The following is a 24,449-nucleotide window of genomic DNA, read 5'->3' as shown; positions in this document are numbered from 1 at the left end:
AAATTTTTTACGCCTTTGAGCGGCTGGTCAGCGGAGCACCAGGATACCGCCCGGCAGGCGGGTGAACTCGGTACCGGTGACCTTGCTCAAGGCCTGGACGACGGCTTGCGGATCGTCGAGCTGGTAGTTGCCGCTGACGTGCTGGCGGGCAGCGTCATCGTTGAACAACAGGATCGGTGCCCGGTAGTAACGACGCAGCTCTTCCAGCACCTGGGCCAATGGCGCGTCCTGGAAAGACAGGCGGCCGTTGAGCCAGGCCATCTGTCGTTCGCTGCCTTGCAGGTTCAACGCTTGCAGGTGCCGGTCTTCCAGCCGTTGCCAGTTGCCGGCCTGCAACAGGCTCTGCTCGCCGTTGCCTGCGGCCAGGCGGACCCGGCCCTCGCGCACGGCTACGGTGACGCCATCGTCGTGGCGACTGACACTGAAGCGAGTGCCGACCACGGTGACCGTGGCCTCGCCGACCTCGATGGTCATGGGCCGGGACGGATCGTGGAAGGCTTCGACATACAGCTCGCCACGCAACAGGCGGATGTGCCTGTGGCCGCTGGTGAAGTCGGTGCTGATGGCGCTCTGGCTGCCAAGAACCACATGCGAGCCATCGGCCAGGTCGAGCGGTGCCAGCTGGGCGATGCCGCTCAGGTGATCGGCTTGCAGGCGTAGCGGCAGGTCGGTGCTCCAGCCTGCGCCGAACATCAGCAACACTGCGGCAGCGGCTGCCAGCCAGCGGCCCAGGGGGCGTTTGCGGCGTACCTGGGCCGGTATCGGAGGCAGGTCGAGATCCAGGGCCAGATGCTCCAGGGCCTGTTCGAAGGAGGCCGAGTTCCACAGCGCTTGCAATGCGTCATAGGCGGCTGCGTGCTGGGGATCGGCCGAGCGCCATTGTTCGAAGCGCTGGCGCAACAGCAGGTTGCTGGCCAGCGCTTCACGCTGGCTGAACCAGTCGCTGGCCTGCTCTCGTATCGCATCGCGGGGGAGGGCATTGCTCGGGTGTTCAGTCATCGGGGTCCTGCCGGTCGGTGGCCTTGATGCAGGCATTGAGGGCGTGGCGCAGGTCCTTCTCCACCGTACTCAGGGAGACCTGCAGACGCTGGGCTATCTCACCCTGCGAAAGGCCGTGCAGTTTATGCAAAACCAGGATTTGCTGCTGACGTTTGGGCAGGCTGGCCAGGACATTCTGGAGCAACTGCAATTGCTGCTGGCCCTGGACATGGCTGTCGGGGCCTGGCGCCGTGGTGGGCACCTGGTTGATCTGGCTATCGTCGCCGGGCTGGTATTCGAAGCGTCGTTTGCTGCGCTGGTGGCGCAGGTGATCGAAGGCCAGGTACTGGGCCGTCTGGTAGAGGAAGGGCTGCAGGTGCTCGATCGGACGGCTGTGCAGAGCCTTGGCCACCCGCAAATAGGCTTCCTGGGCCAGGTCCTCCGCCAGGCTGGCACAGCCGACCACCCGCGACAGCATGCGGATCAGCGCACCGCGCTGGGCGATGAACAGCGTGTTGAGTTGTTGCTGGTTGTCTGCGGTCACCATCGCCCACTGTCCTCGCTACCCTGATGCGGCATCAGCGTGAATGGGCGGGTATTCTAATGAGAATTCATATCATTACCAGTGGGTGCCCCGATGGTTTTCCCCGTGACCGACGCAAGGCTGGCCAACCGCCGGACCTGGGCCTGTCGCGGAATGTTTTTGCTGCTTGATGGTCGATCCATCATGGCTCCCGCATGTTCCGCCCGGCTTCTCGCAGCGCGGTGCGGCGGGGTGACAGAGGTTCATCAGGACGCATCGATCATGCACCTTGTTGTCAGGACCACCTGTTTCAGCTTGCTGCTAGTGGCTGCTCCCTCGTGGGCGGCCGACCCGCAACCCGCCGTCCAGGCCGCTGCGCAGGACAAGGCCCGGGCCCTGGAACAGAAGGCCGCGGACAAGCAGAGCCCGAAGGCCGAGCCCCTGGCTGTCCCGCTCAGCAAGCGCGAGGCCCAGGCCGTCGACCCGGCAGGCCAGGCCCCCGTGGACGATGCCCTTACGTGCCTGTCGCGAACCCTGTATTGGGAAGCCAAGGGCGGTGAGACCGCGGATATGGAAGCCGTGGCCGACGTGGTGCTCAACCGCCTGGGTCACGAAGGGTTTCCCGGTACGGTGTGCGAGGTGGTCAAGCAGGGCTCGCAGAAGAGTCCCTGCCAGTTCTCCTGGTGGTGCGACGGCCGCCCCGACCAGGTAGAGGAAGAGGACCGCTACCGCATCGCCAAGGAAATTGCCCGCAAGGCGCTGAACCAGCAACTCAAGGACCGTACCGGTGGTGCCCTGTACTTTCACGATCGCAGTGCGTCGCCGGATTGGGCCAGGGCCTACATCAAGACCACCGAGATCGGCAGTTTCCTGTTCTACCGGCCCAAGGACGTGGCGGGCCGCTAATGTCCCTGAAGGTGCTGGCGCTGCCAGCGCCGGGCCAGCGCACCCAGGCGGTGGCCGGTGGATTGCTCGAAAGCCTTCGCGCGGACCTGCTCCAGCAGCGTCTGGCAGAGCTCGGGGTCGAGCGGGAAACCCTGCTCCAGCCACCGGCTCGCGCATTGCGGCCAGTAGGGTGAGCCGGAACACAGGGCGCTGAGCAGTACCTCGCGCAGTGACAGGGGGTCGGGCAACGGCGCCTCGATGCCCAGCTCGGCGACGGCCTCGGCCAGGTTGGCCATGACCGTCGCGCAAGGACGCTCGAGCAACGGCAGCAGCCAGACGTAGCTGAACGCCCGGGTCATGGCGCAGGCGGCCGTTGGATCAGCGAACGGGCGGGTGTCATGGCTGCTGGGGGAACTGATCGGTGATGGCATGCCAGTCGGCCTTCATGGCCACGCAAAGGTGTTTCTGCTTGGGGGCTACCAACGGGGTGTCGAGGGTGGCAATCGCGATCGACAGCCATTCGCGGAACTCGCCGTCGGCGCGGTGCCAGAACAATGAAGAGCCGCATTGGCCACAGAACTGGCGCAGCACCCCGGGCGAGGATTCATAACCCTTGAGCATCTTGCCGTGGTCGGTGACGCTGATGTTCGAGCGCAGGGTGCTGGCGTAGGTGGCGAAGGCCGCTCCGTGACCCTTGCGACACCGCGTGCAGTGACAGTGGGTGAGGGCCTTGAGTTCGCCGTCGACCTGGTAGTTCACGGCGCCGCACAGGCAGCTGCCTTGGTGCTGGTTGTGCATGTTCATCTCTCGCTTGAGGGGCCAATTGCGGGGGCGGCACTTGGGTGCAGCACCGAGTCCTTCATGAAACGCCGCGGACCCGCCCTGATGCAAGCCCCTGGGCCGCCAGGCGCGACAGAGTGGACCGAGGTGGGGTGCGTCGGGCATTCAAACCAGCCCCATTGACGGATAATCTGTCGGCATCGGTCACAGGTTCATCGGGAAGGAGCGCCAGGCATGCAGGGACTGGAAAACCGTATTCCGCCACCGGCGATCACGCTGGCGTGGGGAGTGCTGATGGGCCTGGTGGCCCGCTGGACGCCAGGGCTGGAGCTGGACCAGGAGCTACGCCTGGCACTGGCGTTGGCGCTGGTGTGCGCCGGAGTGTCGGTGGCCCTGGCTGGCGTGGTTGCGTTTCGCCGGGCCAGGACCACCATCAATCCGCTCAAGCCTGGGAGCGCCTCGGCGCTGGTGACCTCGGGCATCTATCGCGTGACCCGCAACCCGATGTATGTCGGTTTTGCCCTGTGCCTGCTGGCTTGGGGCCTGTACCTGGCCAGCCCGCTGGCACTGTTGGGGGTGCCGGGGTTGGTGCTGTACCTGAATCGCTGGCAGATCATCCCCGAAGAACGTGCCCTGGAGCGGCTGTTCGGGGACGACTTCAGGGTCTATCGGCAGCGGGTGCGACGCTGGTTGTGAGCGGGGGCGCAGGGTGGGTTCAGGCTGCCTGGGGCTGCAGTTGCAGCTGGCCCTCGACGTCCCGGGCCAGGCCACTGGCCAGCAACAGCGGCACCAGCAGCCGGTGCAATTGCGGCTCGACGAATTCCTTGACCGTATCCAGCTCCAGGTTGCCGGTCACCGGCAGTTCGGCCTTGGTATAGGACAGCCAGGCCTTCTTCAGGGCTTGCAGCACGTCGCTGCCGGCGGTGGAGGCGAAACGCCGACTGGCCACCCGGCCGGCGAAATCGAAGGTGTGCCGGTACTCGTAGCCGCTCTCGTCGCCCTGGCTGGCAACGCAACGGCCGCAGGTGCAGGGACCGTCGGCGAACGCGGCGCGCAGGTAGGCATTGAATTCGACGATGGGCTTGAGGGTCAGGCGCTTGTCGACTTCGAACAGGTCCCCGGTCATTTTTGCTTCACTGCTCAAGGTCATTTTCCTCATTCTCAGACGGTGTGTTTCTCAAGGGGCGCACCATAACAGCCGGATCGAGGCACGGGTACCTTTGTGACGGTCCGGGGCATCGAGCCCGAACCGGACGCCTGCTAGGATTCAGTGCGTCTTGACTGTCGTGCGCCAAGGCGTACCCCGAGCCTGTGAGGAAACCCATGTCGATCCATGCCGTGACCGTTACCTGTTTCGCCCAGATGCTGCGTGCCCTGCAAACCCTGTTGACCAAGGGCGAGGAGTACGCCCAAGCGCGGGGCCATGACCCGCAGAACCTGCTGGATGCACGCCTGGCCCCGGACATGTACGACCTGGCGGCGCAGGTGCGTTTTACCTGTACCCAGGCCCGGGAAGCAGTGGAACGCCTCAGCGGCCAGCCGGTCACTACGCTGCCGGCGCCGGCCAGCATGGCCGAGGCCCAGGCGTTGATCCACCAGACCCTGGCGTTTCTCGCGGGTGCCGATCGCCAGCTGATCGACGACAGCGGCCAGCGGGCCGTGGCCATTGAACTGCCCAACGCCATCACCTTCGACATGACCGGCGAGGAGTACGCGCGCAACTGGGCCACGCCGCAGTTCTATTTCCACCTGGTTACTGCCTACAACATCCTGCGCCATAACGGTGTGCCCCTGGGCAAGGCCGATTACGCGCAGCACATGTTCGCCTACCTGCGCCCGTCGCAGGCCGCCGGCTGAGCCTGGCACGGCTACAGCGGTGGGCGTTGCAACTGCACCCACTGCTGTACCGACGGGCGCTGCCACTGGTGCCGGGCATACGCCAGCAGATTCGCCGGTACCGGGTCGCCGTTGAGGATCAGGCGGTTGAGCATCAGCGCCAGGTCGACATCGGCGATCGACCATGCGCCGAACAGGTACTGGCGACCGTCCTCCAGCAGCGCCTGGGCCGCGTCGATCAGCTTGCCTGCCGCGACCTGGGCCTGGGCCGACAGCGGCTCGCCCCGCTGGCCGTAGAACACCACCAGGGTCGAGCGCTCCTGGCGAATCGGCAACAGATCGCTGCGCAACCAGGCCTGGACCTGGCGGGCCTTGGCACGTTGCTGCGGCGCGCGCGGGTAGATCGGCACCTGGGGAAACAATTCTTCCAGGTACTCGGTGATGGCCGAGGACTCGGCCAGGGCGAACCCTTCGTGCACCAGGGTCGGCACTCGCCGGGTCTGGGACAGGCGGGCGTACTCCTGGCCAAGGTTCTGCGCGGCGTCGAGGTCCAGCGTCAGCATTTCGAAGTCGATGCCTTTCTCCCGCAGCGCCACGAATACCGACATGGCATAGGGGCTGGTGAACTGGGCGTCGACATACAAGCGCGGGCGAGAAGCGGTCACGGCAGGATCTCCAATGAGGGGAGCGGCCACGCTAAGAGATCGCGGGCGAGAAATACAATGCAGGATTTTCATGGGCCTATTCTTCGCTGGAATACTGCGCCGAGCGCCATTGCCTGATACCCCGTGTGCAGCCGAGCGCGTGCGGGGATGGGCGCTCCATGCACCGGTGAGCAGCGCTTGCCTGGCTAGATGTCCCGGCCGAGAAAGCTCTCGCGATCCACGGGTTTGTCCTTCGCCCGGACCAGGCGCTTGAACAAGCGGCCGTCGATGGCCACCAGGCCCAGGGTGATCAGGGACATGCCCAGCAGGTGCTTGGCGTGCAGGTGTTCGCCCAGGACCAGGGCGCCCAGCACGATGGCACTGACCGGGATCAGGAACGTCACCAGCATCAGGTTGGTGGCGCCGGCGCTGGCGAGAATGCGGAAGAACAGCACATAGGCCAGGGCCGTGGACAACAGGGCGATGCCCAGCAAGGCGGCCCACACAGGCAAGCTCGGCAGGGCCAGGGTCCAGGGTCGGTCCACCAGCAGTGCCAGGGGCATCAGCAGCAGGCTGGAGGCGCAGACCTGTCCGGTGGCGCTGGGCAATGGGGCAATGCCCATGGCCTTGAAGCGCCGGCCGAAGATCCCGGCCAGGGCATAGGACAACGCTGCCCCCAGCACGGCCAACTGGGCGCTCGACTGGTCACCGAGGCCGGCCAGGGCATCGGTGCCGATCATGATCGCCACGCCGATGAACCCTACCGTGACACCGGCCAGCTTGTTGCCGGTGAGTTTTTCGTCGGCGGTCAGCAGGTGGGCCACCAGTACCGCGAACAGGGGCGTGGTGGCATTGAGGATCGCCGCCAGGCTGCTGGCGATGTGAGTCTGCCCCCAGACGATCAGGCTGAAGGGCACCAGGTTGTTCAGCAATCCCATGCCGAGGAACGCTTGCCACGCCTGGCGGTCGGTGGGCAGTTTCAGGCCCGTGATCCGCAGCACCGCCAGCAGGGCAACGGCCGCCAGGCACAGGCGCAGCAGGACGATGGTCAAGGGCGGCAGCTCCTTGACGGCAATGCCGATGAAAAAGAACGAACCGCCCCACAGGACGGACAGCGCCAGCAATTGGCCCCATTGCGAGGCGCCCATGACGTTCTGCTTGGCCATGCCTGTAGCTCCCGTTTGCTGATCGATGATTGAGTTTTGTTCGGTTTTTTTGTCGAGCGCTTGCATTTGAAATCGTGCTGGGGCCAATTATTCTGGGAGTTTCCAGCCGCTGACAAACCAGCATTTTTCGCTGGATGATTAAGGAGGGCTAAATCATGGGCGTGGAGTTGCCGTCCCTCGTCGCGTTACGGGCATTCGAAGCCACGGCGCGCCACCTGAGTGTGACCCTGGCGGCTGGCGAGCTGAACGTCACGCCCGGTGCGGTGAGCCTGCAGGTCAAGGAACTGGAGGCGGCCCTGGGCGTGACGCTGTTCGTGCGGCGGCCCCGACGGTTGCTCCTGACCGCTGCCGGCGAGGAGTATTTCGCCACCTTGCGGACGGCATTTCGCATGATCCGCGAAGCTACTGTCGAGCTGGTGGGACGCACGCGCCTGGAGGTGCTGGTACTCAGTTGCACACCGAGTTTCGCCGTGCAATGGCTGGTGCCGCGCCTGGGGCAATTCGAGGCGCGGGTCCCTGGGGTGGATGTACGCATCAGCGCCTGCAACCGCGTGCTCGACCTGGCCCGCGATGGCATCGATCTTGCGGTTCGCCATGGTTTTGGTCGCTACGACGGCCTGGTCAGCGAGCGCCTGCTCGACGATCAACTGGTGCCGGTGTGCAGCCCGCAGTTGCTGGGCACGGAGGCCATCCTGACGTTGGCCGGGCTGGCGCGCCTGTGCCTGCTGCATGACGAGCATCGCCATGACTGGCGCCTGTGGCTCGAGGCGGCAGGGGGTGCGCCGCTCGACGAGTATCAGGGGCGGGTGTTCGTCGATGGCAACGGGGCCATCGAGGCGGCGAAGGCCGGCCTCGGCGTGGCCCTGGTCCGCCGCTCGCTGGTAGCGCGGGAACTGGCCGAAGGAGCGCTGCTGGCGCCCATGGCACAGGGCATCGCCAGCGATCTGGCCTACTACCTGGTGTATCCGGCCACTGCCCTGGAACGTCCGGCGGTGGCGGCATTACGCGAGTGGATGCTGGTGGAGGCGGGGGGCGCCGTTACCCGCGCTGTTTCGCCGTCCTGAGCGATTCGATTGGCAATGAACGTCGTTCAACTGTTGTACAAGGAGTCAGCTGTGCCGCTATTCGAAACCCCGCGCCTTATCGGGTGGCGCGCCGTTTCTGGAACCGCGGCCTGGCCACCGAAGCGGTGCGTGGCGTTCTGGCGTTGGTCTTCGGCCCGCCGGGCCTGGACTGCGTGGTGGTCATTATCGAACCGGATCATGGTGCGTCCTTGCGGGTCGCCGAAAAGGCCGGTTTCAGTGAATACCAGCAGATGGAGTTCCATCAGCGCCCGGTACGGTTGTATCCCATGGGTGGCCAGCATCGGCAGGCACTTTGCCTTGATGGTTGAGGCGGCATGCTGGCCCCATGATTCCCGAAAGTTCGCCAAAATCACTTTAATTTCAGGTGGTTAGGTGACCGCAAAATGCGCCATGTGTTGATTACGCTGACTTCGTTTGCCTTGATCGGCGGGGCGTGCAGCGCCCAGGCCCGGGAGCTGGCGGCCAATGACCGGTATGTCTGCAGCTGGGGCGCAGGCACGGCTGCCCGGGCCCAGGAGCTGAAGTTGTCCGGGGTGTCGCTGTATGCGGCGCGGCAGAAGATCCAGATCTACAAGTTCAGCAAGGGCTGGATGCGCATGATGGCCCTGGGCATCACCGAGCAGACCTACGACAGCGCTTCGCGGATCAGGCCCGAGGCGTTGCGCAAGAGCTTTTACGATGACTGCCTGAGGTACAAGTTGGCCCGTCGCTGATTGACCGAGGCCGTTATGACTTGCCCCGCCTATTTCATGCAACAGGCCCAGCATGCAGGACGCCAGGCGTTACCAGCTGCTTGCCCAACCTGCGTGTGCGCGCCGCTGTGCCGCGACGATCTGTTGCAGCGGATGATCCGGGCGACGGATATCGATCCTTGATCATGAATGTAGTTCGTGATGATCAGGATTAAAATGAGTTTGTCTCAATATGTAGCCGATGCCGACAATGGCCGCCACTCACACATTGGAGGTGCACGTCATGGCTTTGGCTCATTCCCTGGGATTTCCGCGCATTGGCCGCGACCGTGAATTGAAGAAAGCACAAGAAGCGTTCTGGAAGGGCGAACTCGATGAGGCCGGCCTGCGGGCCGTGGGCCGTGCACTGCGCAAGGCCCACTGGGACCTGCAGAAAAACGCCGGTATCGAGTTGCTGCCCGTGGGCGATTTCGCCTGGTACGACCAGGTCCTGACCCATTCCCTGATGTTCGGCGTGATCCCCGAGCGCTTCCGCGGGCAGCACGGCCAGGCCACCACCCTGCAGACCCTGTTCGGCATGGCCCGTGGAGCCAGCGACAGCTGCTGCGGCGGAGCCCATGGCCAGCCCCTGGTTGCGCAGGAGCTGACCAAGTGGTTCGACACCAACTACCACTACCTGGTGCCTGAGTTCAGCGCCGACCAGCAGTTCCAGCTGAGTTGGGAGCAACTCTTCGAAGAGGTCGAGGAAGCCCGGGCCCTGGGGCACACCGTCAAGCCGGTGCTGATCGGGCCGCTGACCTACCTGTGGCTGGGCAAGGCCAAAGGTGCGGACTTTGACAAGCTGGAACTGCTCGATCGCCTGCTGCCGCTGTATGGCCAGATCTTCCAGCGCCTGGCGGCCCAGGGTGTGGAGTGGGTGCAGATCGACGAGCCGATCCTGGTGCTGGACCTGCCCCAGGACTGGAAAAGCGCCTTCGAGCGTGCCTACAACCAGATCCAGCGCGATCCGCTGAAGAAGTTGGTAGCCACCTACTTCGGTGGCCTGGAAGAGAACCTCGGCCTGGCGGCAAACCTGCCGGTGGATGGCCTGCACATTGACCTGGTACGCGCCCCCGAGCAGTACCCGACTATTCTCGATCGCCTGCCGGCCTACAAGGTGCTGTCGCTGGGTGTGGTCAACGGCCGCAACGTCTGGCGCTGCGACCTGGACAAGGCCCTGGTCACCCTGCAGCACGCCCATCAGCGCCTGGGCGAGCGCCTGTGGGTCGCGCCTTCCTGCTCGCTGTTGCACAGCCCGGTGGACCTGGACCGTGAAGACAAGCTGGATGCCGAACTCAAGAGCTGGCTGGCGTTCGCCGTGCAGAAATGCCAGGAAGTGGCGGTGCTGGCCCAGGCCGTGGACCAGCCGCAGGCTCCAGCAGTGCTCAAGGCCCTGGAGCAGAGCCGTGCCGTGCAGGCCAGTCGCGCGGCCTCGCCGCGCATTCACAAACCAGCGGTCCAGGCTCGGGTAGCGGCGATTACCGCCAGGGACAGCCAGCGTCAGTCGGCCTTCACCCAGCGCATCGCCCAGCAGCGCGCCGGCCTGGACCTGCCGTTGTTCCCGACCACCACCATCGGTTCGTTCCCGCAGACCGCTTCGATCCGTCTGGCGCGCCAGTCGTACAAGCAGGGCAAGCTGAGCGCCGCCGAGTACACCGAGGCCATGCACAGCGAAATCCGCCATGCGGTGCAGGTGCAGGAGCGCCTGGGCCTGGACGTGCTGGTGCACGGTGAAGCCGAGCGCAACGACATGGTCGAGTACTTTGCCGAACAGCTGGACGGCTATGTCTTCACTCGTTTCGGCTGGGTCCAGAGCTACGGTTCCCGCTGCGTCAAGCCGGCCGTGATCGTGGGTGACCTGAGCCGCCCGAAAGCCATGACCGTGGAATGGATCCGCTACGCCCAGGGCCTGACCGACAAGGTGCTCAAGGGCATGCTCACTGGCCCGGTGACCATGCTGATGTGGTCTTTCCCGCGGGAGGATGTGTCTCGCGAGGTGCAGGCCCGGCAACTGGCCCTGGCGATGCGCGACGAAGTGGTGGACCTGGAAGCGGCCGGCATCAAGATCGTGCAGATCGACGAAGCGGCGTTCCGCGAGGGCTTGCCGCTGCGCCGGGCGCAATGGCAGCACTACCTGGACTGGGCCACCGAAGTGTTCCGTCTGTGCGCCTCTGGTGTGCGTGACGAGACCCAGATCCACACCCACATGTGCTACAGCGAATTCAACGATGTGATCGAGTCGATTGCCGCCATGGATGCGGACGTGATCACCATCGAGACCTCGCGTTCGGACATGGAGCTGCTGGACGCCTTCGAAGCCTTCGCCTACCCCAACGAGATCGGTCCTGGCGTGTACGACATCCATTCGCCACGGGTGCCGGACGCCACGGAAATGGCCGACCTGTTGCGCAAGGCTGCCCGGCGCATTCCTGCCGAGCGCCTGTGGGTCAACCCGGACTGCGGCCTGAAGACCCGTGGCTGGCCGGAGACCGAAGCGGCCCTGGTGCACATGGTCACGGCGGCTCGTCAGTTGCGTAAGGAACTGGCCTGATTCCAGGTGTGCAACACCTGCAACCGGAACACTGAGCAGTGCTCCGGTTCTGGGTGTTGTCACCTTCGCACGGATCAGGGCTGCGAGATCATCCACGCCGGGATCAGGTTCTGCAGCGAGCAGGTAGGGTTCGCAGGCCGGTCGACCAGATCATCTGATCCGTATTTTTCTTGTTCATCTGCATCTGTTATCAGCACAGCCGAGCTTCGAAAATGGCGCACCCGCCCGGCTCCTGGCTGGAGAGCGGGCCCGCTGCACCCTAATGTTGTTCAGGAGGTCCGATGACTAAGATGGCGTTGTTCTTGTTTGGGTTTCTGGCCTTGACCATCGCAATCGGTGCGCTTGCTACCATCTCCCCGACCTGAATCAGGGTCGACCCTGGCTGCGGTGGCTCGTCTGATGGCGTGCTGCCGTTCCATCCCCCCATGTCTGCATTCACTTCCTTGAATGACCTTCATCCGCCCTAGCGGCGGGCATTGCACTGGATCGGCGAGTTGCGCCACCCTGGCGCACCTTCATTGCAATGGATTGCCCGCATGCCCCCGATCGTTTCCTGCGCAGGCTGCCTGCGGCTCCTTCACGGGGGGCGCTGATGGCTGCGGCCCTTTCGTTGCTCGGCAACTACCTGCTCTACCTGCTTCCGGGGCTGGCGCTGCATGGCGTGTGGTTCGGCCTGACTCCCCGGCACCTGATGGGGCTGCGCATCGCCATCCTGTTGCTGGGTTTCGTGCTGCTGCGGGATGTGATGACGCCATTGCAGTTCTGGACCCTGGGCGCTGGCGCGCAGATCGGCTTTATCGCCAACCCGTGGGTGTTGGCGGGCCTGGGCCTGTTGTCGCTGGTTACGCTGGCCGGCCTGGCGCGGATCGATCCGCCGCTCTGGGCCCTGGTGATCTGGGTACGTCGGAGGTGGCTGGCGGGTATCGGCGTGGGGTTGCTCGCCGGCGCCGCGCTGGGGGTGCCATTGCGCCTGTATGCCGGGATTGGCCTGGAACCGACCATGGGGCCCTGGCTGCTGGGCATGGCAGTGCTGGCCCTGGGCGGCAATGCCTTGGAGGAAGTGCTGTTTCGTGGCCTGCTGCAGGGTTATCTGGAGCAGCGCTGCGAACCCTGGCGGGCGGCGTTGCTCAGCGCCGTGGCATTCGCCGCCTGCCATGGTTTCCTGGCGTTCAGCGTCACCCGCGCGGGTTGGCCGGTGCTGCTGTTCACCCTGCTGGAGGGCCTGATCTGCGCCGGCCTGCGCTGGCGCCATGGTGTACTGGCAGCGATCGCGGCCCACGCTACGGCGATATGGTTGATCGCCGTGCCCATGTGAGCAGGCGACCTACCGGGAGAACTTGCGGGCCCCGACCACGCAGAGGATGACCGCCACCGTCACCCCGAGCATGCCCAGGCTGACCTGCTCATGCAGCAGGCTGGCGGCCAGGGCCAGGCCGAAGAAGGGTTGCAGCAGCTGCAATTGGCCGACAGCGGCGATTCCGCCCTGGGCCAGCCCGCGATACCAGAAGACAAAGCCGATCAGCATGCTGAACACCGAGACGTAGGTCAGGCTGCCCCAGGCGGGCAGGCTGATGCCATTGAAGGTGGCGGGCAGGGTGAGCAGGGTCAGGATGATCATCACCGGCAGCGACAGCACCAGCGCCCAGGAAATTACCTGCCAGCCGCCCAGGGTCCGCGACAGCTTGGCGCCTTCGGCGTACCCCAGGCCGCAGACCAGCACCGATAGCAGCATCAACAGGTCCCCCTGGGGCGAGGCCGTCAGGCCCTGGGAAAACGCATAACCCATCACCAGCAGGCTGCCCAGGATCGAGAACAGCCAGAACACCGGGCGTGGTCGTTCGCCGCCGCGAATCACCCCGAACACCGCGGTGGCCAGCGGCAGCAGGCCAAGAAACACGATGGAGTGGGCTGAGGTCACGTACTGCAGGGCCAAGGCGGTGAGCAGCGGAAAGCCCAGGACCACGCCCAGGGCGACGATGGCCAGGGGGAGCACTTGCTGCTTGCCGGGCCGGCGCTCCTTGAACAGCAGCAGGATGGCCAGGGCCAGGACCCCGGCAATGGTGGCGCGGGCCACCGTGAGGAATACCGGGTCGAACTCGGCGACCGCGACCCGGGTCGCCGGCAGCGAGCCGCTGAAGATCAGCACGCCGAGGAAGCCATTGAGCCAACCGCTGGAGGTTTTTCCCAGCACGGGGGATTGCAGGTTCGAGGTTCGTTCCATTGAAGGGTCTCGCTTGGAGGGCAAATTCAGGCCGGCACCGGTGCAGGCCTTGCGTCGGGCTCATCCTAGGATCGAAAATCAGCACAATCAAAAAATTGTCATGGATACAGCGCCTATGGCCCGTGCCCGCTACAAGCAACTGGTGGACGCCTTTGCCACCGATATCCGTACCGGCCTCCTCGCGCCCGGCACTCGCTTGCCCACCCATCGCGAACTGGCGGCGCGGGAAGGGCTAGCCCTGGTCACCGCCTCCAGGGTCTATGCCGAACTGGAAGCCATGGGGTTGGTCAGTGGCGAAACCGGGCGCGGCACCTATGTCCGGGAAACCGCCTTGCCGCCAGGGCAGGGCGTGGACCAGCCCGCCACGGTGCCGGGCACCCTGGACCTGAATTTCAACTACCCGGCGTTGCCCGGCCAGGCCGAACTGCTGCGTGGCGCCTTGCGCCAGTTGGCGACCACCGGCGACCTGGAAGCCCTGCTGCGCTATCAGCCCCACGCCGGGCGCAGCCATGAACGGGCCGCGGTGGCGCGCCACCTGGCCCGCCATGGGTTGGCGGTGGAGAGCGAGCGAGTGCTGATGGTCAGTGGTGCCCAGCATGGCCTGGCGACCACGGTGATGGCATTGCTCAAGCCCGGCGATGTGGTAGCGGTGGATGCCTTGACCTATCCCGGCTTCAAGGTGGTGGCCGAGGCCCATGGGCTGGAGTTGCTGGCCATTCCCCTGAGCGACCAGGGCCCGGACCTCGAGGCCTTCGAACGCCTGTGCCAACGACGACGGGTGCGGGCGGTGTATGCCATGCCGACCCTGCACAACCCCATGGGCTGGGTGCTGGACCTGGCGTGGCGCCAACGGCTGGTGGCGATTGCCCGGGTCCATGGGCTGTTGATCATCGAGGACGCCGCCTACGCTTTCCTGGCGCAGCTTGCTCCTGCGCCCCTGGCTGCCTTGGCGCCAGAGATCACGGTGTATGTCTCGGGGTTTTCGAAGAGCGTGGCCACGGGCCTGCGGGTCGGTTATGTGGTGGCGCCGACGCCCTGGGTGCCGCTGCTCGAGCGCGCGATACGCGCCAGCACCTGGAACACGCCGGGGGTGATGACCGCCATGGCCTGTGCCTGGATCGAGGACGGCACGGTGGCGCGCCTGGAGCAGGAGAAACGCGAGGACGCCCAGGCCCGTCAGGTGCTGGCCCGTGAAGCCCTGGCCGGGCTGGCCTATGTCAGCCATCCGAATGCCTACTTTCTCTGGCTGCCACTCCCCGAGGAGGTACGGGCCGACCAGGTGGCCATGGCGCTTTTGCGCGAGAAGGTCTCGGTGTCCACCGCCGAGCCCTTTGTCGGTGCCGGGCCGGTGCCCCACGCCATTCGCCTGGCCCTGGGTTCGCTGGACATGGCCGACCTGGGCGTGGCGCTGGCCAGGGTCCGGCAAGTGATTGGCCGCTACGCCTTCTGACGCGGCAGGCGGCAAGCTTCACGCTTGTCGCTTGCCGCTGCTGTTCAGAGCTTGAACTGGTTCACCAGGCCGTTGAGGTCCACCGCCAGGCGCGACAGGTCCTGGCTGGCGGCGTTGCTCTGGTTGGCGCCGGCCGAGGTCTGGGTCGACAGGTCGCGGATGTTGATCAGGTTGCGATCCACCTCACGAGCCACCTGGGCCTGTTCCTCGCTGGCGCTGGCGATCACCAGGTTGCGTTCGTTGATCGAGGTGATGGCCTGGGTGATCTGGTCCAGCGCCAGCCCCGAGGCACGCGCCGCCTCGAGGGTCAGGTGGGCCCGTTCGTTGCTGGTACGCATGGCGCTGACCGCGCCTTCCGTGCCCTCCTCGATGGTGTTGATCATGCTTTCGATTTCCTGGGTCGACTGCTGGGTACGATGGGCCAGGGCCCGTACCTCGTCGGCGACCACGGCGAAGCCACGTCCGGCGTCTCCGGCCCGGGCCGCTTCGATGGCGGCATTGAGGGCCAGCAGGTTGGTCTGTTCGGCGATCGCGCGGATCACCTCCAGTACCTGGCCGATGTTGCGTACGTCCACCGCCAGGTGCTCGACCCGTTCGCAGGTCTGGGTCACGTCTTCAGCCAGTTGGCCGATGGAGTCGACGGTGTGCTGTACCTGTTCGCGGCCATGGTGGGCGGTGCGGTCGGTGTCCTTGGAGGCTTCGGAGGTGCTTACGGCATTGCGTGCCACTTCCTCCACGGCGGCGGTCATTTCGTTGACCGCGGTGGCGGCCTGTTCCACTTCATTGCTCTGCTGATGCAGGGTATGGCTGGAGTGGCTGGTTACCGCATGCAGTTCTTCGGCCGCCGAGGCCAGTTGGTTGGACGAGTCGGCGATGCGCTGCAGGGTGTTGCGCAGGCTGGCCTGCATGGTCTGCAAGGCTTGCAGCAGGCGCGCCGGTTCGTCCTTGCCGCTGATGGCGATGGTCTGGCCCAGGTCGCCGCTGGCGATGGTCTCGGCCACGCCCAGGGCCTGACCCAGGGGATGCACGATGCTGCGAGTGAACAAGAGGGCCAGGGCGATGGTCAGGGCCACCACGGCCAGCAGGATCACCAGGACCAGGGTGGTGGCGTTCTTGAACACCAGGCTGCTTTGCGCAGCGGCGGCGACCCCGCCCTGGGTGTTGATGTCGATGATGCTCAACAGCTCCTTGAGCATGGTGTCGGCATTGGCCAGGAACGGCCCGCCGTCGACGATGTCGATCGCCGCGTCCTTGTGGCCCTGGCGGACCTGTTCGAGCACCTGGTGCTGGTCCTTGGCATAGGCCGCCCTGGCGGCGAGATACCGTTCGTAGGCGGCCCGTTCCTCGGGCTCGCTGATCAGCTGTTCATAGGTGGCTTGCTGGCGATCCAGTTGCTGTTCGAGCTGATCGACCCGCGTCAGCAGGGCCTGGACATCGCTGGTGTTGCGCACCACCAGCATGCGCAGGGTGATGGTGCGGATCTGGGTACTGGTCAGCGCCACGGCATTGGCGGCGACGATCGAAGGTTGCCAGTTCTGGTCGACTTCAAGGGATTGCTGGTTCATGCGCTGCATTTCCAGCAACGAAAAACCCCCAAGGCCCAGCGCGAGCAGGGCGATCAGGGCGAAACTGAGCCCTGCGCGCAGGGATATGTTCATCGTTCTCAAGAGCATGACGGTGTTCCTTGTGGCAGCAAAAAGCGCAACCGGCGAGTGCGGTTGCATCGGTGCGGCGCGCTATGGAGCTGGCTCCATGGCGCCGTCGGCGTTTTTGCACACAAGGCAGGCACCAGGCGCATCTGATGGCGCCTTTGGCGAGCGTTATCCAGTGTAGGCGGGGGCACGTCCCCGAGCCGGAAAACCGCCCGATGATAGCACAATGACATGCTTGCTGGGCGGTCGGCTGAAGGGATTCAGCCAGGTTGGTCCAGGAGGAAGTCGGTGACAGCCCGGGCGCTCGCCTCGGGATGTTCCTGCATGAAGCAGTGCTGGCCGTCGAGCACCCGGGTATGCAGGGAGGGGTTGATAGCGGCCCAGCGCTCGATCGAGTGGGCCACGTAGGGGTAGCTGTCGCGCCCGCGGATTACCAGGCTCGGGGTGCGGACCTGGCGCAGGGAATGCCACAGGCGCCGGGGAACAGAGCTGAAGATGTCCACTTCACGCTCGGGGGCGCACTTGAGGGCCACGCCTTGGCCGTCGTCCTTCAGGCCATGCTCGACGTAGGCGGCCAGGGCCTCATCGCTCCAGCCCCTGAAGATCCCGCGATTGGCCAGCGCGGCCTTGGCCGAAGCGCGGTCCGGCCAGTGGCGCCGGCGGGCGGCGGCCTTGCGCGCCAGGTTGTGGCGGCGATTCAGGCCCAGCACCGACAGCAACCGCAACGAGCTGATCATCGAGGGCGTGAACAGTACCGGGTCGAGCATCACGGCCCTGGCGAACAGCGCCGGTCGCTCGGCGAGGATCAGGCAGGTCAGCACCCCCCCAAAACTGTGGCCCAGGGCATAGCGCGGCACGTCGCCGTAGTCGCCTCTCCCGGCCTCGAACGCCTCGCAGGCCAGTTGCGCGGTGCGGTTCCAGCCCAGGAAGGGGCCGCCATGGTCACTGTCGCCGTGACCCTGGATGTCGCTGAGCCACAGGTCGAACGACTCGCCCAGCAGCGCCAGCATCGGCTGGTAGGCCATGGCGCAGAAGCCGTTGCCATGGAGAAAGTGCAGCAGTGGCTTGCCCGAAGGCGTGGAACGCAGGCCACGCAGGGTAAAGCCTTCGGAGCACGGGTAGGACCAGGGAATCAACTGCATGGAGCCTCGACAGGGAGCGATGAGCACAGTCGGGCATTGTCGACGGGGCGGCATTCGAGTCAAGCGTCGATCCGGACCGGCTCCAGCACTATTGCTCCTTGAGCTGGCGGAACGACAGGCTGATTCGTTCGCCCGCGCCGGGCGCCTTGGGAATCGCATGCAGCCACTGGGTCTGCAAGGCGTCGGACATGTGCAGCAGCGAGCCACTGGGCAGGCTGTATTCGTGGATGACAGCACTTTGCTTGTGCTTGAACAGCATGCTGCGCGCATGCCCCAGGGAAATCACCACCACGCCGGTGCCGGCTACCAGCTGTTCATTGGCATCGGAATGAAAGCCCATGGACGACTGGCCGTCCGGGTAGAAGTTGAGCAGGCAGTTGTTGGGATGGAACCCCAGCAATTGCGCGATGACCGGACACAATTGTTCCAGTGCCTCGGGCATCGGTACGGCCGGGTAGCTGATCTGCGAGTAGTCGTAGGGCACGCCGAAGCTTGCGGTCTTGCGGGCCCGCATGCGTTCGTCCCAGAGCACCGAGGTCTTGAGTTGCTCGAACAGGGCGTGCGGGTCGGGAACGAAATGGGTAACGAAGTCGATATCGGGTGGGGTCATGATGGGCCTGCCTTGGCTGGAAAAAACAATCACTGGGAGGGGATGAACCGGGGGCGCTTCAGCGCTCTGTCTGGCGTTCCAGGGTGCCGCCGCAATGGGCCTGGAGAAACTGTGCGGCCCTGTGGCCCAGTTCGGCTTGCCTGGAACATATGGCCAGGACCAGCGGCGCCCTGGACAGCGGGTCGATGTCCAGGCGCTGGGTGCTGTCGGCTCGCAGGATCAGGGTCAGCTCCGTCCATTGGTCATCGGCCGCGCTGCGGCTGTCGCCATCGGAGTCGACATTGCACCTGGTGCCCCACAGGTGTTCGGCGACCTGGTAGAAGGCCGGGCGGGGGCCGGGGATGTGGAGCAGGAACCTGTGCATGGGGCTTGAGCGGGAGAGGGCGGACACCGACGGTATCTCGCCCTTGCTATTGCGTGCAAGTGCTGGTCGGTTCAGCCGCCGTTGGCGCCGAGGATGCTCGCCACTTGCCGGGGTTGGCAGTTGAGGTAGGCCGAGGACTTGAGCCAGCGCTGGTCGGGATACCAGGAGAACATGAACTGGCCGTCCTTGAGCTTGTCTATGACCTGGCGCGCCACTTGCGGGCGCACGGCCGGGCAGCCCTGGCTGCGGCCGATGCGGCCCTGGCGCTGGCTCCACAGGGGATTCACGTAGTCGGCGGCATGGATCACGATGTCGCGGTCACGGGCGCGGTCGTTGAAGCCCGGTTCCAGGCCGTCCATGCGCAGCGAGTAGCCATGGCTGCCTTCATAGCTTTCCTGGGTGCGGAACAGGCCCAGGCTGGACTGGTAGCTGCCCAGGCGGTTGGAGAACTGGGTGGCGAAGTTTTCCCCGGATTTCTGGCCGTGGGCCACCAGGTCGCGCAGCACCAGCTTCTTGCTGCGCAGGTCGAAGATCCACAGGCGCCGGGCGGTGGAGGGCTGGGAATAGTCGATCACGGCCAGGTGCCGGGCTTGCCGGGCACCGCTGCCGACCGCGCATTGCATGGCGCTCAGTGCACTTTTCAGGGCCTGGGGATTGAGTTCCGGGGCGGCGTGGGCGAGGCTGCTGTACAGCGTCGGGCTTGTCGTGGGGTGGGGCTTGCTGGCAGCAAAGGAAGGACTGCAAATGGCGCCCAGGGCAATGGCCGCCAGGCAGAATCGGCTCAAGAAGGTCAACATGTCTGAAACATCCCCATGGTCACTTTGGCTCCTGACGTCCTGTCTCCCCGGCAGTCTGGTCTATATGTTTAATGCCCAGGCCTGATTGTTGTCCGCATCTGCCGTAACGCTTGGCCCTCAGCCTGAGGGCAATGGATTGGAGTAAAGCAGTTGTTCAAAAAACACGCATGTTACTTGAGCTTGTGGCTGCTCGCTGCGCCATTGGTCGCTGCGGCCGAGGACCTGTCCCAGGCGCCGGCGAGCCCGGCTCAGCCAGCCTCGCCACCACTGGCGGTGGCCTGTCCGGCGCTGGCGCAGCGCCTGGACCTGCCCACGCAGCAGCTGTTGCAAGCCTTCTATCGTGAACATGGCGAACAACCGGTTTGGTCGGCTGGGGGCCGCCTGGGTCAACTGCAGGCGCAGCTGGCGCGGATGGTCGATGACGGCCTGGACCCCGGGCACTACCACGTGCCGTCGGCCAGCGCTGCCGGTGATGACCTGTGTGTCGATATCGACATCAGCCATCAGTACCTGCAAGCCTTGCAGGACCTGCATTACGGACGCCTTTCGCAAACCCGTTTCGAGCCATTGTGGCGCGCCCAGCCACTGCCGGACGACCGCCAGGACGTGCTGCTGGCGATCGCCGGGCCGGGGCTGGATGACATCGCGGCGGCGTTCGACCGAGCGCGGCCGAACCTGGATCAGTATCGCAACCTGCGCCAGGCCTACGCCCAGGAACGGCAGCAGCCCTTGCCCCATTGGCAGGTCGTGGCCGGTGGCCCGCTGTTGCGTCCGCAGATGCAGGACAAGCGCGTCCCCGATCTGGCCCAGCGCCTGTACCACGGTGGATTCCTGGAAAACTCCACCGTTGATGCCGACAACACCTACAGCGAGGAACTGGTGAGTGCGGTGAAGCGCTTCCAGCTCAGCCATTCACTGCAGGCTGATGGCGTGGTGGGGGCTGGCACCTTGAAGGAGATGAACGTCAGCCCGGTCCTGCGTCGCGAGCAGTTGCGCATCAACCTCGAGCGCCTGCGCTGGCTGGCTCGGGATTTCGAGCCGAACATCGTGCTGGTCAACGTTGCGGCGGCGCAACTGACCTTCTATCAGCACGATGCAGTGGTCTGGCAGACCCGTACCCAGGTTGGCCGCGCCGAGCGCCAGACCCCGCTGCTCAAGTCCCAGGTCACGCGCCTGACCCTGAACCCGACCTGGACCGTGCCGCCGACCATCCTCAAGGAAGACAAGCTGCCGCAGATCCGCCGTGACCAGGGCTTTCTCAGCCGCCAGAACCTGCAAGTACTGGATGCCAACGGCCAGCCCCTGGCTGCCGAGGACGTCGACTGGGAGCGTCCGGGCAACATTCTCCTGCGCCAGGGCGCCGGGCCGCGCAACCCTCTGGGGCGCATCGCCATCCGCTTCCCCAATCCATTCTCCGTGTACCTGCACGACACGCCGAGCCAGGCGCTGTTCAGCAAGGGACCGCGGGCCTTCAGCTCGGGCTGCGTGCGGGTCGAGCAGGCGCTGCAATTGCGCGACTGGCTGCTCAGTCCGGCGGAACGCCTGCGCACCAACGATCTGCTGGCCACGGGCCTGACGCACGAGTTCCGGTTGGCCAAGCCGGTGCCGATCCTGCTGACTTACTGGACCGTGCAGGCCGACAGCCATGGGCAGTTGTTGTATGCGCCGGACATCTATGGGCATGACGAAGTGCTGTCGGCCGCACTCGGTCGCAAGATCTGAGCATGAACAGGCGCTTGCGACCTTGGCTTGAGGTATCTTGTGCGGCCTTTTTGCGCCGATCAGCCAAGGCCCCGCGATGCCATTGACCAAACGCCAGCAAGCCGCCCTGGAGCGCGAGCTGGCCAGTACCCTCACCGAGGCCTGCGAGGCCGCCAAGGCACGTCTCGAGGGGTTTTGCTGGTTGACCCACGAAGTCGATTACACCGCCTTTCCTGCCAGCATGGTGGTGGTCTGGGTGTTCGATACCCAGGCTTGCAAGGAGCAGGCCCTGGCAGCGGGAGAGGGCGGCTGGATGGTCGAGCTCACGGCTCGGGCGCTGGAAGAGGCCGGGGTAGCCCTGGAACCGGTGGCGGCCCATGTGTTCTTCGACAGTGAAGAGCAATGCCGGCGGGTCAGTGGCGGCGACTGGGCCCGGCGCCTGGCCCGCCTGCGTCCGGGGCGGAGTTGAGATGGCCCGCGACATCGACAATCCCTGTATCGCCCTGTGCCAGCTCAGTGGCGACTTGTGCGTGAGCTGCGGCCGCACCAAGGACGATATCCGCAAGTGGAAGCGCATGAAGCGTCCGGAGAAGATGGCGGCGGTGCAACGGGCCAGCGTGCGCCTGAAAGCCCTGCGCAAAAAACAGGGCTGAAAGCCGCCTGCTCAGGCATCGCGTTCAAACTGCCCCTGTCCCAGGCGCCTGATGCTCAGCCAGAAGTCGTTCTCGGGTTCCAGTTCCGCCAGGTCGAGCGTCCACGGCTGTGCGAACTCGTTCTCTATCGTCAGCGTTCCGCTCCAATCGAAGTCCGGATTCTGCGAGATGGTGTAGCAGGGGTGAGGGTTGTCGATATCGAAGTGGATCGAGTAGACCGCCAGAGGTGCGGTCAGTAGCCGTTGGTGTTGATACAGGCGCCACAGTGCGCCGATTGCGGGTTCGCACAGGTGCCCGGCAAAGTCCAGGGCGCCGGGCACATCGTCCCAGGCCGCCTGGACCTGCTGCTGCGCAGCCGCCAGTCTGCGGTGTGGCGGCTCCCCACTGGGGTGCTGGACATAGATCAGGCGACTACCGAACTGCTGCTCGCATTGCATGACACCCGGGCGGACTTCCCAGTGGCCGAGCAGGGATTCGCTGATCAGGTCGATCTGCAGGGTCCGCAAACCTACACACCCTGGCGGCGCATGGCCAGGATGGTGCTGCCGAAGAAGATGAAGGTCGAACCCACGACCCGGTTGACCCACTTGGACAGCGCCGGGCGGGTCAACACGCCCTTGGCTCGGGAGGCGAGCAGGGCGTAGACGCTCAGTGAGGTCAGTGACAGGACCATGAAGATCAGGGTCAGGATGAAGAACTGAGGCAGCAGCGCGGCGTGCTGGTCGATGAACTGCGGAAACAGCGCGGTGAAGAAGATGGTCGCCTTGGGGTTGGTGGCGGCGGTCAGGAACGCCGACTTGAACAGCTTGAGCCGTGGCGGGGCGCTGGGGCCGTTGTCGTCCAGGCTGCTGGCGCTCAGCAGCGGGCTCTTGCTCAGCAGTTGCTTGGCACCGAGGTAGAACAGGTAGCCGGCACCGAGGATCTTCACCGCGTTGAACACCCATTCGGAGCTGGCAATCAACGCCCCCAGGCCCAGCATCGCGGCGGCGGACATGCAGAACAGGCCACTGATATTGCCCAGGGACGACCACAGGGTGGACTTGGCGCCGTAGGTCACGCTGTTGTGCAGGGCCACCAGGGTAGCCGGGCCGGGGCTGGCGATGGCAATGGCGGCGACCAGGGTGTAGGTGAGGATCGAGTGGGCATCCATGGCTTGGGCTCGTCGGGTGAAAGAGCCAGGATTCTACAGGACAAACTGTCGGAAAATCCTCTGCGCCGGGCCCTGGAACGCGATCTAGACGCCGCGGCGATAAATCAGCAGATCGCATGATGAGGCGATTACCAGCGTCCGGCCACTGTAGGAAAAGCCAAAGGCCCGACAGTCGTATTCGATGGCCAGCTTGTAGAAGGTCGCGGGGCGGTTGTGCTCGGCGCCATGGAGCCAGGAACCCGGCTCGACCAGCAGCAGGTGCTGCTCGGGCCAGGCCAGGGTCACGTTATGCACGCACCAGCCGTCGTCGCTGCCCAGCGGCAGGCTGCCGCCATTGATCCCCGACATGGCAATGGTCTTGCCTGCCAGGGGCCCGATGCCTTCGGCCTCGAGGTAGCGGTCACTCTCGACCTCCTCGGTGTAGTCCCGGGCGATTTTCTCGCCGGTCACACAGTCGATGACACTGCGCCCGGCACTGGAGGTCACCATCAGCAGTTCGGTGTCACGGTCGAAACCCACTTCCAGCAGGCTGCCGGCGGCCCGTTGGGTCACCAGCACCCAGGGGGCTGGCGGCGCGGTGACTGGCAGTTGCCTGATGGTTTCACGCAGGGTGTGCAGGGCTGATGGGGTCATAGGGCGTTCCGCTTGCAGGCCTTGCGGGGCCTGCTCGATGGCCGAGGGAAATAGAGGTCGGACGATTCTAGGCAACGAGTTGTCGCGGCGCTCTACATCATTGTCGTGATCGATAGTTATCATCAAAAAGTGGAGGTTCCGTTTTTCCGACAAAGGAGGAAGATAGCGCTTACACCGTTTTTGCTGCAGAAGGAAACCCCCGATGAGAATCTCGACTTTGCTGGCCCTTGTCGTCGTCTTGCTCTCGGGAACCGGTGCTTCTGGGGTGGCCAGCGCCGCCGACGAAGACATGGCCTGCCATTTCCTGCCCGTGGCCGATAGCGGCGCCAACCTTCAGCACGCACAGTCGGTCGGTGTGCTGTACAGCGAAAACACCCTCAATACCCTCGAATACCTCGAGCACTACCACGCGGTGGCGCTCAATGGCGCGAAGAGCGCCGACCTCGATCCACGCATCAGCCAGGCGTTCGTCAGCAGCTCCGACCCGAAACGGGCGATCAACTGGCTGATGGCTTCGCTGCACAAGCACTTCGCTTCTGTGACCGTCTACGACAACCTCGATGCGGCGGTCCAGGCCCATCCCGATGTGGTGGTGATGCTCGACACCTACAACCAGCTGGTGACCAAGCGCAACAACCGGGTCGAGGCCCGCTTCATCGCCAAGTTCTACGATGCCAACTTGCAGTACATCGGCCAGGCCGAAGGCCTGCGCGCCAAGGACATGCCTTCGGTATGGGTGCGGGGCAAGGCGGCACCGGAGATCGCTGCCCAGATCGACCAGCAGACCGAGCTGCAACTCGATGCCCTGAAACAGTTCGACGTCTCGCTCAAGGCCCTGGTGACCCAGGAGGATGCTGGGCAGATGGCGGTCAACAAGTGACGGCGCCCCAGCTGCAA

29 protein-coding genes are annotated in these 24,449 nt (G+C 65.0%); 13 read left to right on the top strand and 16 right to left on the bottom strand.

Features of this window, described 5'->3' with window-relative positions:
• Positions 1-27 precede the first annotated feature (27 nt).
• Both LGQ10_RS07790 and LGQ10_RS07785 read right to left on the bottom strand, forming a co-directional pair.
• A complete protein-coding gene (locus tag LGQ10_RS07790) occupies positions 28-999 on the bottom strand; it encodes a FecR family protein (RefSeq protein ID WP_226525195.1) in 972 nt (323 codons plus the stop codon).
• Complete coding sequence (locus LGQ10_RS07785) at positions 992-1,525, bottom strand: RNA polymerase sigma factor (RefSeq protein ID WP_226525194.1); 534 nt, start codon at positions 1,523-1,525, stop codon at positions 992-994. Before LGQ10_RS07785 ends, LGQ10_RS07790 begins: the two co-directional genes overlap by 8 nt.
• A gap of 258 nt (positions 1,526-1,783) precedes the next feature.
• Here LGQ10_RS07785 and LGQ10_RS07780 point away from each other — a divergent pair, with 258 nt between their 5' ends.
• Positions 1,784-2,407, top strand: a complete 624-nt coding sequence (locus LGQ10_RS07780) for a cell wall hydrolase (RefSeq protein WP_226525193.1) — start codon at positions 1,784-1,786, stop codon at positions 2,405-2,407.
• On the opposite strand, the gene LGQ10_RS07775 is transcribed toward LGQ10_RS07780, so the two are convergent.
• On the bottom strand, positions 2,404-2,817 hold the full coding sequence (locus LGQ10_RS07775; protein ID WP_226525192.1) for a hypothetical protein: 414 nt from the start codon (positions 2,815-2,817) through the stop codon (positions 2,404-2,406). The two genes, LGQ10_RS07780 and LGQ10_RS07775, sit on opposite strands and share 4 nt — an antisense overlap.
• Positions 2,783-3,184 carry a GFA family protein gene (locus LGQ10_RS07770; RefSeq protein WP_058436735.1) on the bottom strand — a complete coding sequence of 134 codons (402 nt, stop codon included), beginning with the start codon at positions 3,182-3,184 and terminating at the stop codon, positions 2,783-2,785. Before LGQ10_RS07770 ends, LGQ10_RS07775 begins: the two co-directional genes overlap by 35 nt.
• A gap of 216 nt (positions 3,185-3,400) precedes the next feature.
• On the opposite strand from LGQ10_RS07770, the gene LGQ10_RS07765 reads away from it, so the two are divergent.
• Positions 3,401-3,862: a methyltransferase family protein gene (locus tag LGQ10_RS07765; protein ID WP_058436731.1), complete on the top strand. Its 462-nt coding sequence runs from the start codon at positions 3,401-3,403 to the stop codon at positions 3,860-3,862.
• A 19-nt stretch (positions 3,863-3,881) separates the two neighbouring features.
• Here the strand turns inward: LGQ10_RS07765 and LGQ10_RS07760 are convergent, their stop codons facing one another.
• Complete coding sequence (locus LGQ10_RS07760; RefSeq protein WP_413247591.1) at positions 3,882-4,316, bottom strand: hypothetical protein; 435 nt, start codon at positions 4,314-4,316, stop codon at positions 3,882-3,884.
• A 173-nt stretch (positions 4,317-4,489) separates the two neighbouring features.
• Between LGQ10_RS07760 and LGQ10_RS07755 the strand changes: the two genes are divergently transcribed.
• A complete protein-coding gene (locus LGQ10_RS07755; protein ID WP_226525190.1) occupies positions 4,490-5,023 on the top strand; it encodes a DUF1993 family protein in 534 nt (177 codons plus the stop codon).
• 11 nt (positions 5,024-5,034) lie between these two features.
• Here the strand turns inward: LGQ10_RS07755 and yfcF are convergent, their stop codons facing one another.
• Both yfcF and LGQ10_RS07745 read right to left on the bottom strand, forming a co-directional pair.
• Positions 5,035-5,667: a glutathione transferase gene (yfcF, locus tag LGQ10_RS07750; RefSeq protein WP_226525189.1), complete on the bottom strand. Its 633-nt coding sequence runs from the start codon at positions 5,665-5,667 to the stop codon at positions 5,035-5,037.
• 185 nt (positions 5,668-5,852) lie between these two features.
• Positions 5,853-6,812, bottom strand: coding sequence for a DMT family transporter (locus LGQ10_RS07745; RefSeq protein WP_226525188.1), 960 nt, complete (start codon positions 6,810-6,812; stop codon positions 5,853-5,855).
• A gap of 155 nt (positions 6,813-6,967) precedes the next feature.
• Between LGQ10_RS07745 and gcvA the strand changes: the two genes are divergently transcribed.
• From gcvA to LGQ10_RS07720, 5 genes are all read left to right on the top strand, one after another.
• Entirely contained in the window at positions 6,968-7,876 is a 909-nt protein-coding gene (gene gcvA, locus LGQ10_RS07740; protein WP_226525187.1) for a transcriptional regulator GcvA, read from the top strand.
• Between the two features lie 83 nt (positions 7,877-7,959).
• The gene (locus LGQ10_RS07735; protein WP_226525186.1) at positions 7,960-8,205 is read left to right on the top strand and encodes a GNAT family N-acetyltransferase; all 246 of its coding nucleotides are present in this window, start codon (positions 7,960-7,962) and stop codon (positions 8,203-8,205) included.
• Positions 8,206-8,280: 75 nt separating this feature from the next.
• Positions 8,281-8,610: a hypothetical protein gene (locus LGQ10_RS07730; RefSeq protein ID WP_058436741.1), complete on the top strand. Its 330-nt coding sequence runs from the start codon at positions 8,281-8,283 to the stop codon at positions 8,608-8,610.
• Positions 8,611-8,872: 262 nt separating this feature from the next.
• On the top strand, positions 8,873-11,179 hold the full coding sequence (gene metE / locus LGQ10_RS07725) for a 5-methyltetrahydropteroyltriglutamate--homocysteine S-methyltransferase (protein ID WP_226525185.1): 2,307 nt from the start codon (positions 8,873-8,875) through the stop codon (positions 11,177-11,179).
• Positions 11,180-11,768: 589 nt separating this feature from the next.
• Positions 11,769-12,494, top strand: coding sequence for a CPBP family intramembrane glutamic endopeptidase (locus LGQ10_RS07720; protein ID WP_226526108.1), 726 nt, complete (start codon positions 11,769-11,771; stop codon positions 12,492-12,494).
• A gap of 9 nt (positions 12,495-12,503) precedes the next feature.
• Here LGQ10_RS07720 and LGQ10_RS07715 read toward each other — a convergent pair whose 3' ends face one another.
• Complete coding sequence (locus LGQ10_RS07715; protein ID WP_226525184.1) at positions 12,504-13,400, bottom strand: DMT family transporter; 897 nt, start codon at positions 13,398-13,400, stop codon at positions 12,504-12,506.
• A 115-nt stretch (positions 13,401-13,515) separates the two neighbouring features.
• Between LGQ10_RS07715 and LGQ10_RS07710 the strand changes: the two genes are divergently transcribed.
• Positions 13,516-14,850: a PLP-dependent aminotransferase family protein gene (locus LGQ10_RS07710; protein WP_226525183.1), complete on the top strand. Its 1,335-nt coding sequence runs from the start codon at positions 13,516-13,518 to the stop codon at positions 14,848-14,850.
• 44 nt (positions 14,851-14,894) lie between these two features.
• Here LGQ10_RS07710 and LGQ10_RS07705 read toward each other — a convergent pair whose 3' ends face one another.
• The 5 genes from LGQ10_RS07705 to LGQ10_RS07685 form a co-directional block, all read right to left on the bottom strand.
• Positions 14,895-16,523 carry a methyl-accepting chemotaxis protein gene (locus tag LGQ10_RS07705; RefSeq protein ID WP_226525182.1) on the bottom strand — a complete coding sequence of 543 codons (1,629 nt, stop codon included), beginning with the start codon at positions 16,521-16,523 and terminating at the stop codon, positions 14,895-14,897.
• Positions 16,524-16,762: 239 nt separating this feature from the next.
• Positions 16,763-17,644: an alpha/beta fold hydrolase gene (locus LGQ10_RS07700; protein WP_226525181.1), complete on the bottom strand. Its 882-nt coding sequence runs from the start codon at positions 17,642-17,644 to the stop codon at positions 16,763-16,765.
• An 88-nt stretch (positions 17,645-17,732) separates the two neighbouring features.
• Entirely contained in the window at positions 17,733-18,254 is a 522-nt protein-coding gene (locus LGQ10_RS07695) for an alpha-ketoglutarate-dependent dioxygenase AlkB (RefSeq protein WP_226525180.1), read from the bottom strand.
• Positions 18,255-18,312: 58 nt separating this feature from the next.
• Positions 18,313-18,618 (bottom strand): hypothetical protein, encoded by a 306-nt coding sequence (locus tag LGQ10_RS07690; RefSeq protein WP_058434434.1) that lies wholly within the window; start codon positions 18,616-18,618, stop codon positions 18,313-18,315.
• Between the two features lie 71 nt (positions 18,619-18,689).
• Positions 18,690-19,415: a murein L,D-transpeptidase catalytic domain family protein gene (locus LGQ10_RS07685; protein ID WP_058434433.1), complete on the bottom strand. Its 726-nt coding sequence runs from the start codon at positions 19,413-19,415 to the stop codon at positions 18,690-18,692.
• A gap of 150 nt (positions 19,416-19,565) precedes the next feature.
• Between LGQ10_RS07685 and LGQ10_RS07680 the strand changes: the two genes are divergently transcribed.
• The 3 genes from LGQ10_RS07680 to LGQ10_RS07670 all read left to right on the top strand — a co-directional run bounded on the left by LGQ10_RS07680 (position 19,566) and on the right by LGQ10_RS07670 (position 21,769).
• On the top strand, positions 19,566-21,137 hold the full coding sequence (locus LGQ10_RS07680; RefSeq protein WP_226525179.1) for a L,D-transpeptidase family protein: 1,572 nt from the start codon (positions 19,566-19,568) through the stop codon (positions 21,135-21,137).
• Positions 21,138-21,213: 76 nt separating this feature from the next.
• Positions 21,214-21,585, top strand: coding sequence for a hypothetical protein (locus LGQ10_RS07675; protein WP_058434438.1), 372 nt, complete (start codon positions 21,214-21,216; stop codon positions 21,583-21,585).
• A gap of 1 nt (position 21,586) precedes the next feature.
• Positions 21,587-21,769, top strand: a complete 183-nt coding sequence (locus LGQ10_RS07670; protein WP_058434432.1) for a DUF1289 domain-containing protein — start codon at positions 21,587-21,589, stop codon at positions 21,767-21,769.
• 11 nt (positions 21,770-21,780) lie between these two features.
• Here the strand turns inward: LGQ10_RS07670 and LGQ10_RS07665 are convergent, their stop codons facing one another.
• From LGQ10_RS07665 to LGQ10_RS07655, 3 genes are all read right to left on the bottom strand, one after another.
• Entirely contained in the window at positions 21,781-22,275 is a 495-nt protein-coding gene (locus tag LGQ10_RS07665; RefSeq protein WP_226525178.1) for a hypothetical protein, read from the bottom strand.
• A 2-nt stretch (positions 22,276-22,277) separates the two neighbouring features.
• A complete protein-coding gene (locus LGQ10_RS07660) occupies positions 22,278-22,919 on the bottom strand; it encodes a LysE family translocator (protein ID WP_226525177.1) in 642 nt (213 codons plus the stop codon).
• A gap of 84 nt (positions 22,920-23,003) precedes the next feature.
• Positions 23,004-23,552 (bottom strand): hypothetical protein, encoded by a 549-nt coding sequence (locus LGQ10_RS07655; protein ID WP_058434430.1) that lies wholly within the window; start codon positions 23,550-23,552, stop codon positions 23,004-23,006.
• A gap of 202 nt (positions 23,553-23,754) precedes the next feature.
• On the opposite strand from LGQ10_RS07655, the gene LGQ10_RS07650 reads away from it, so the two are divergent.
• Positions 23,755-24,432 carry a hypothetical protein gene (locus tag LGQ10_RS07650; RefSeq protein ID WP_058436675.1) on the top strand — a complete coding sequence of 226 codons (678 nt, stop codon included), beginning with the start codon at positions 23,755-23,757 and terminating at the stop codon, positions 24,430-24,432.
• Positions 24,433-24,449 lie beyond the last annotated feature (17 nt).

Source organism: Pseudomonas sp. L5B5, from assembly GCF_020520285.1.
GTDB lineage: Bacteria > Pseudomonadota > Gammaproteobacteria > Pseudomonadales > Pseudomonadaceae > Aquipseudomonas.
The sequence above is the reverse complement of the archived record's forward strand: the minus strand, read 5'-3'. Positions and strand labels throughout refer to the sequence as shown.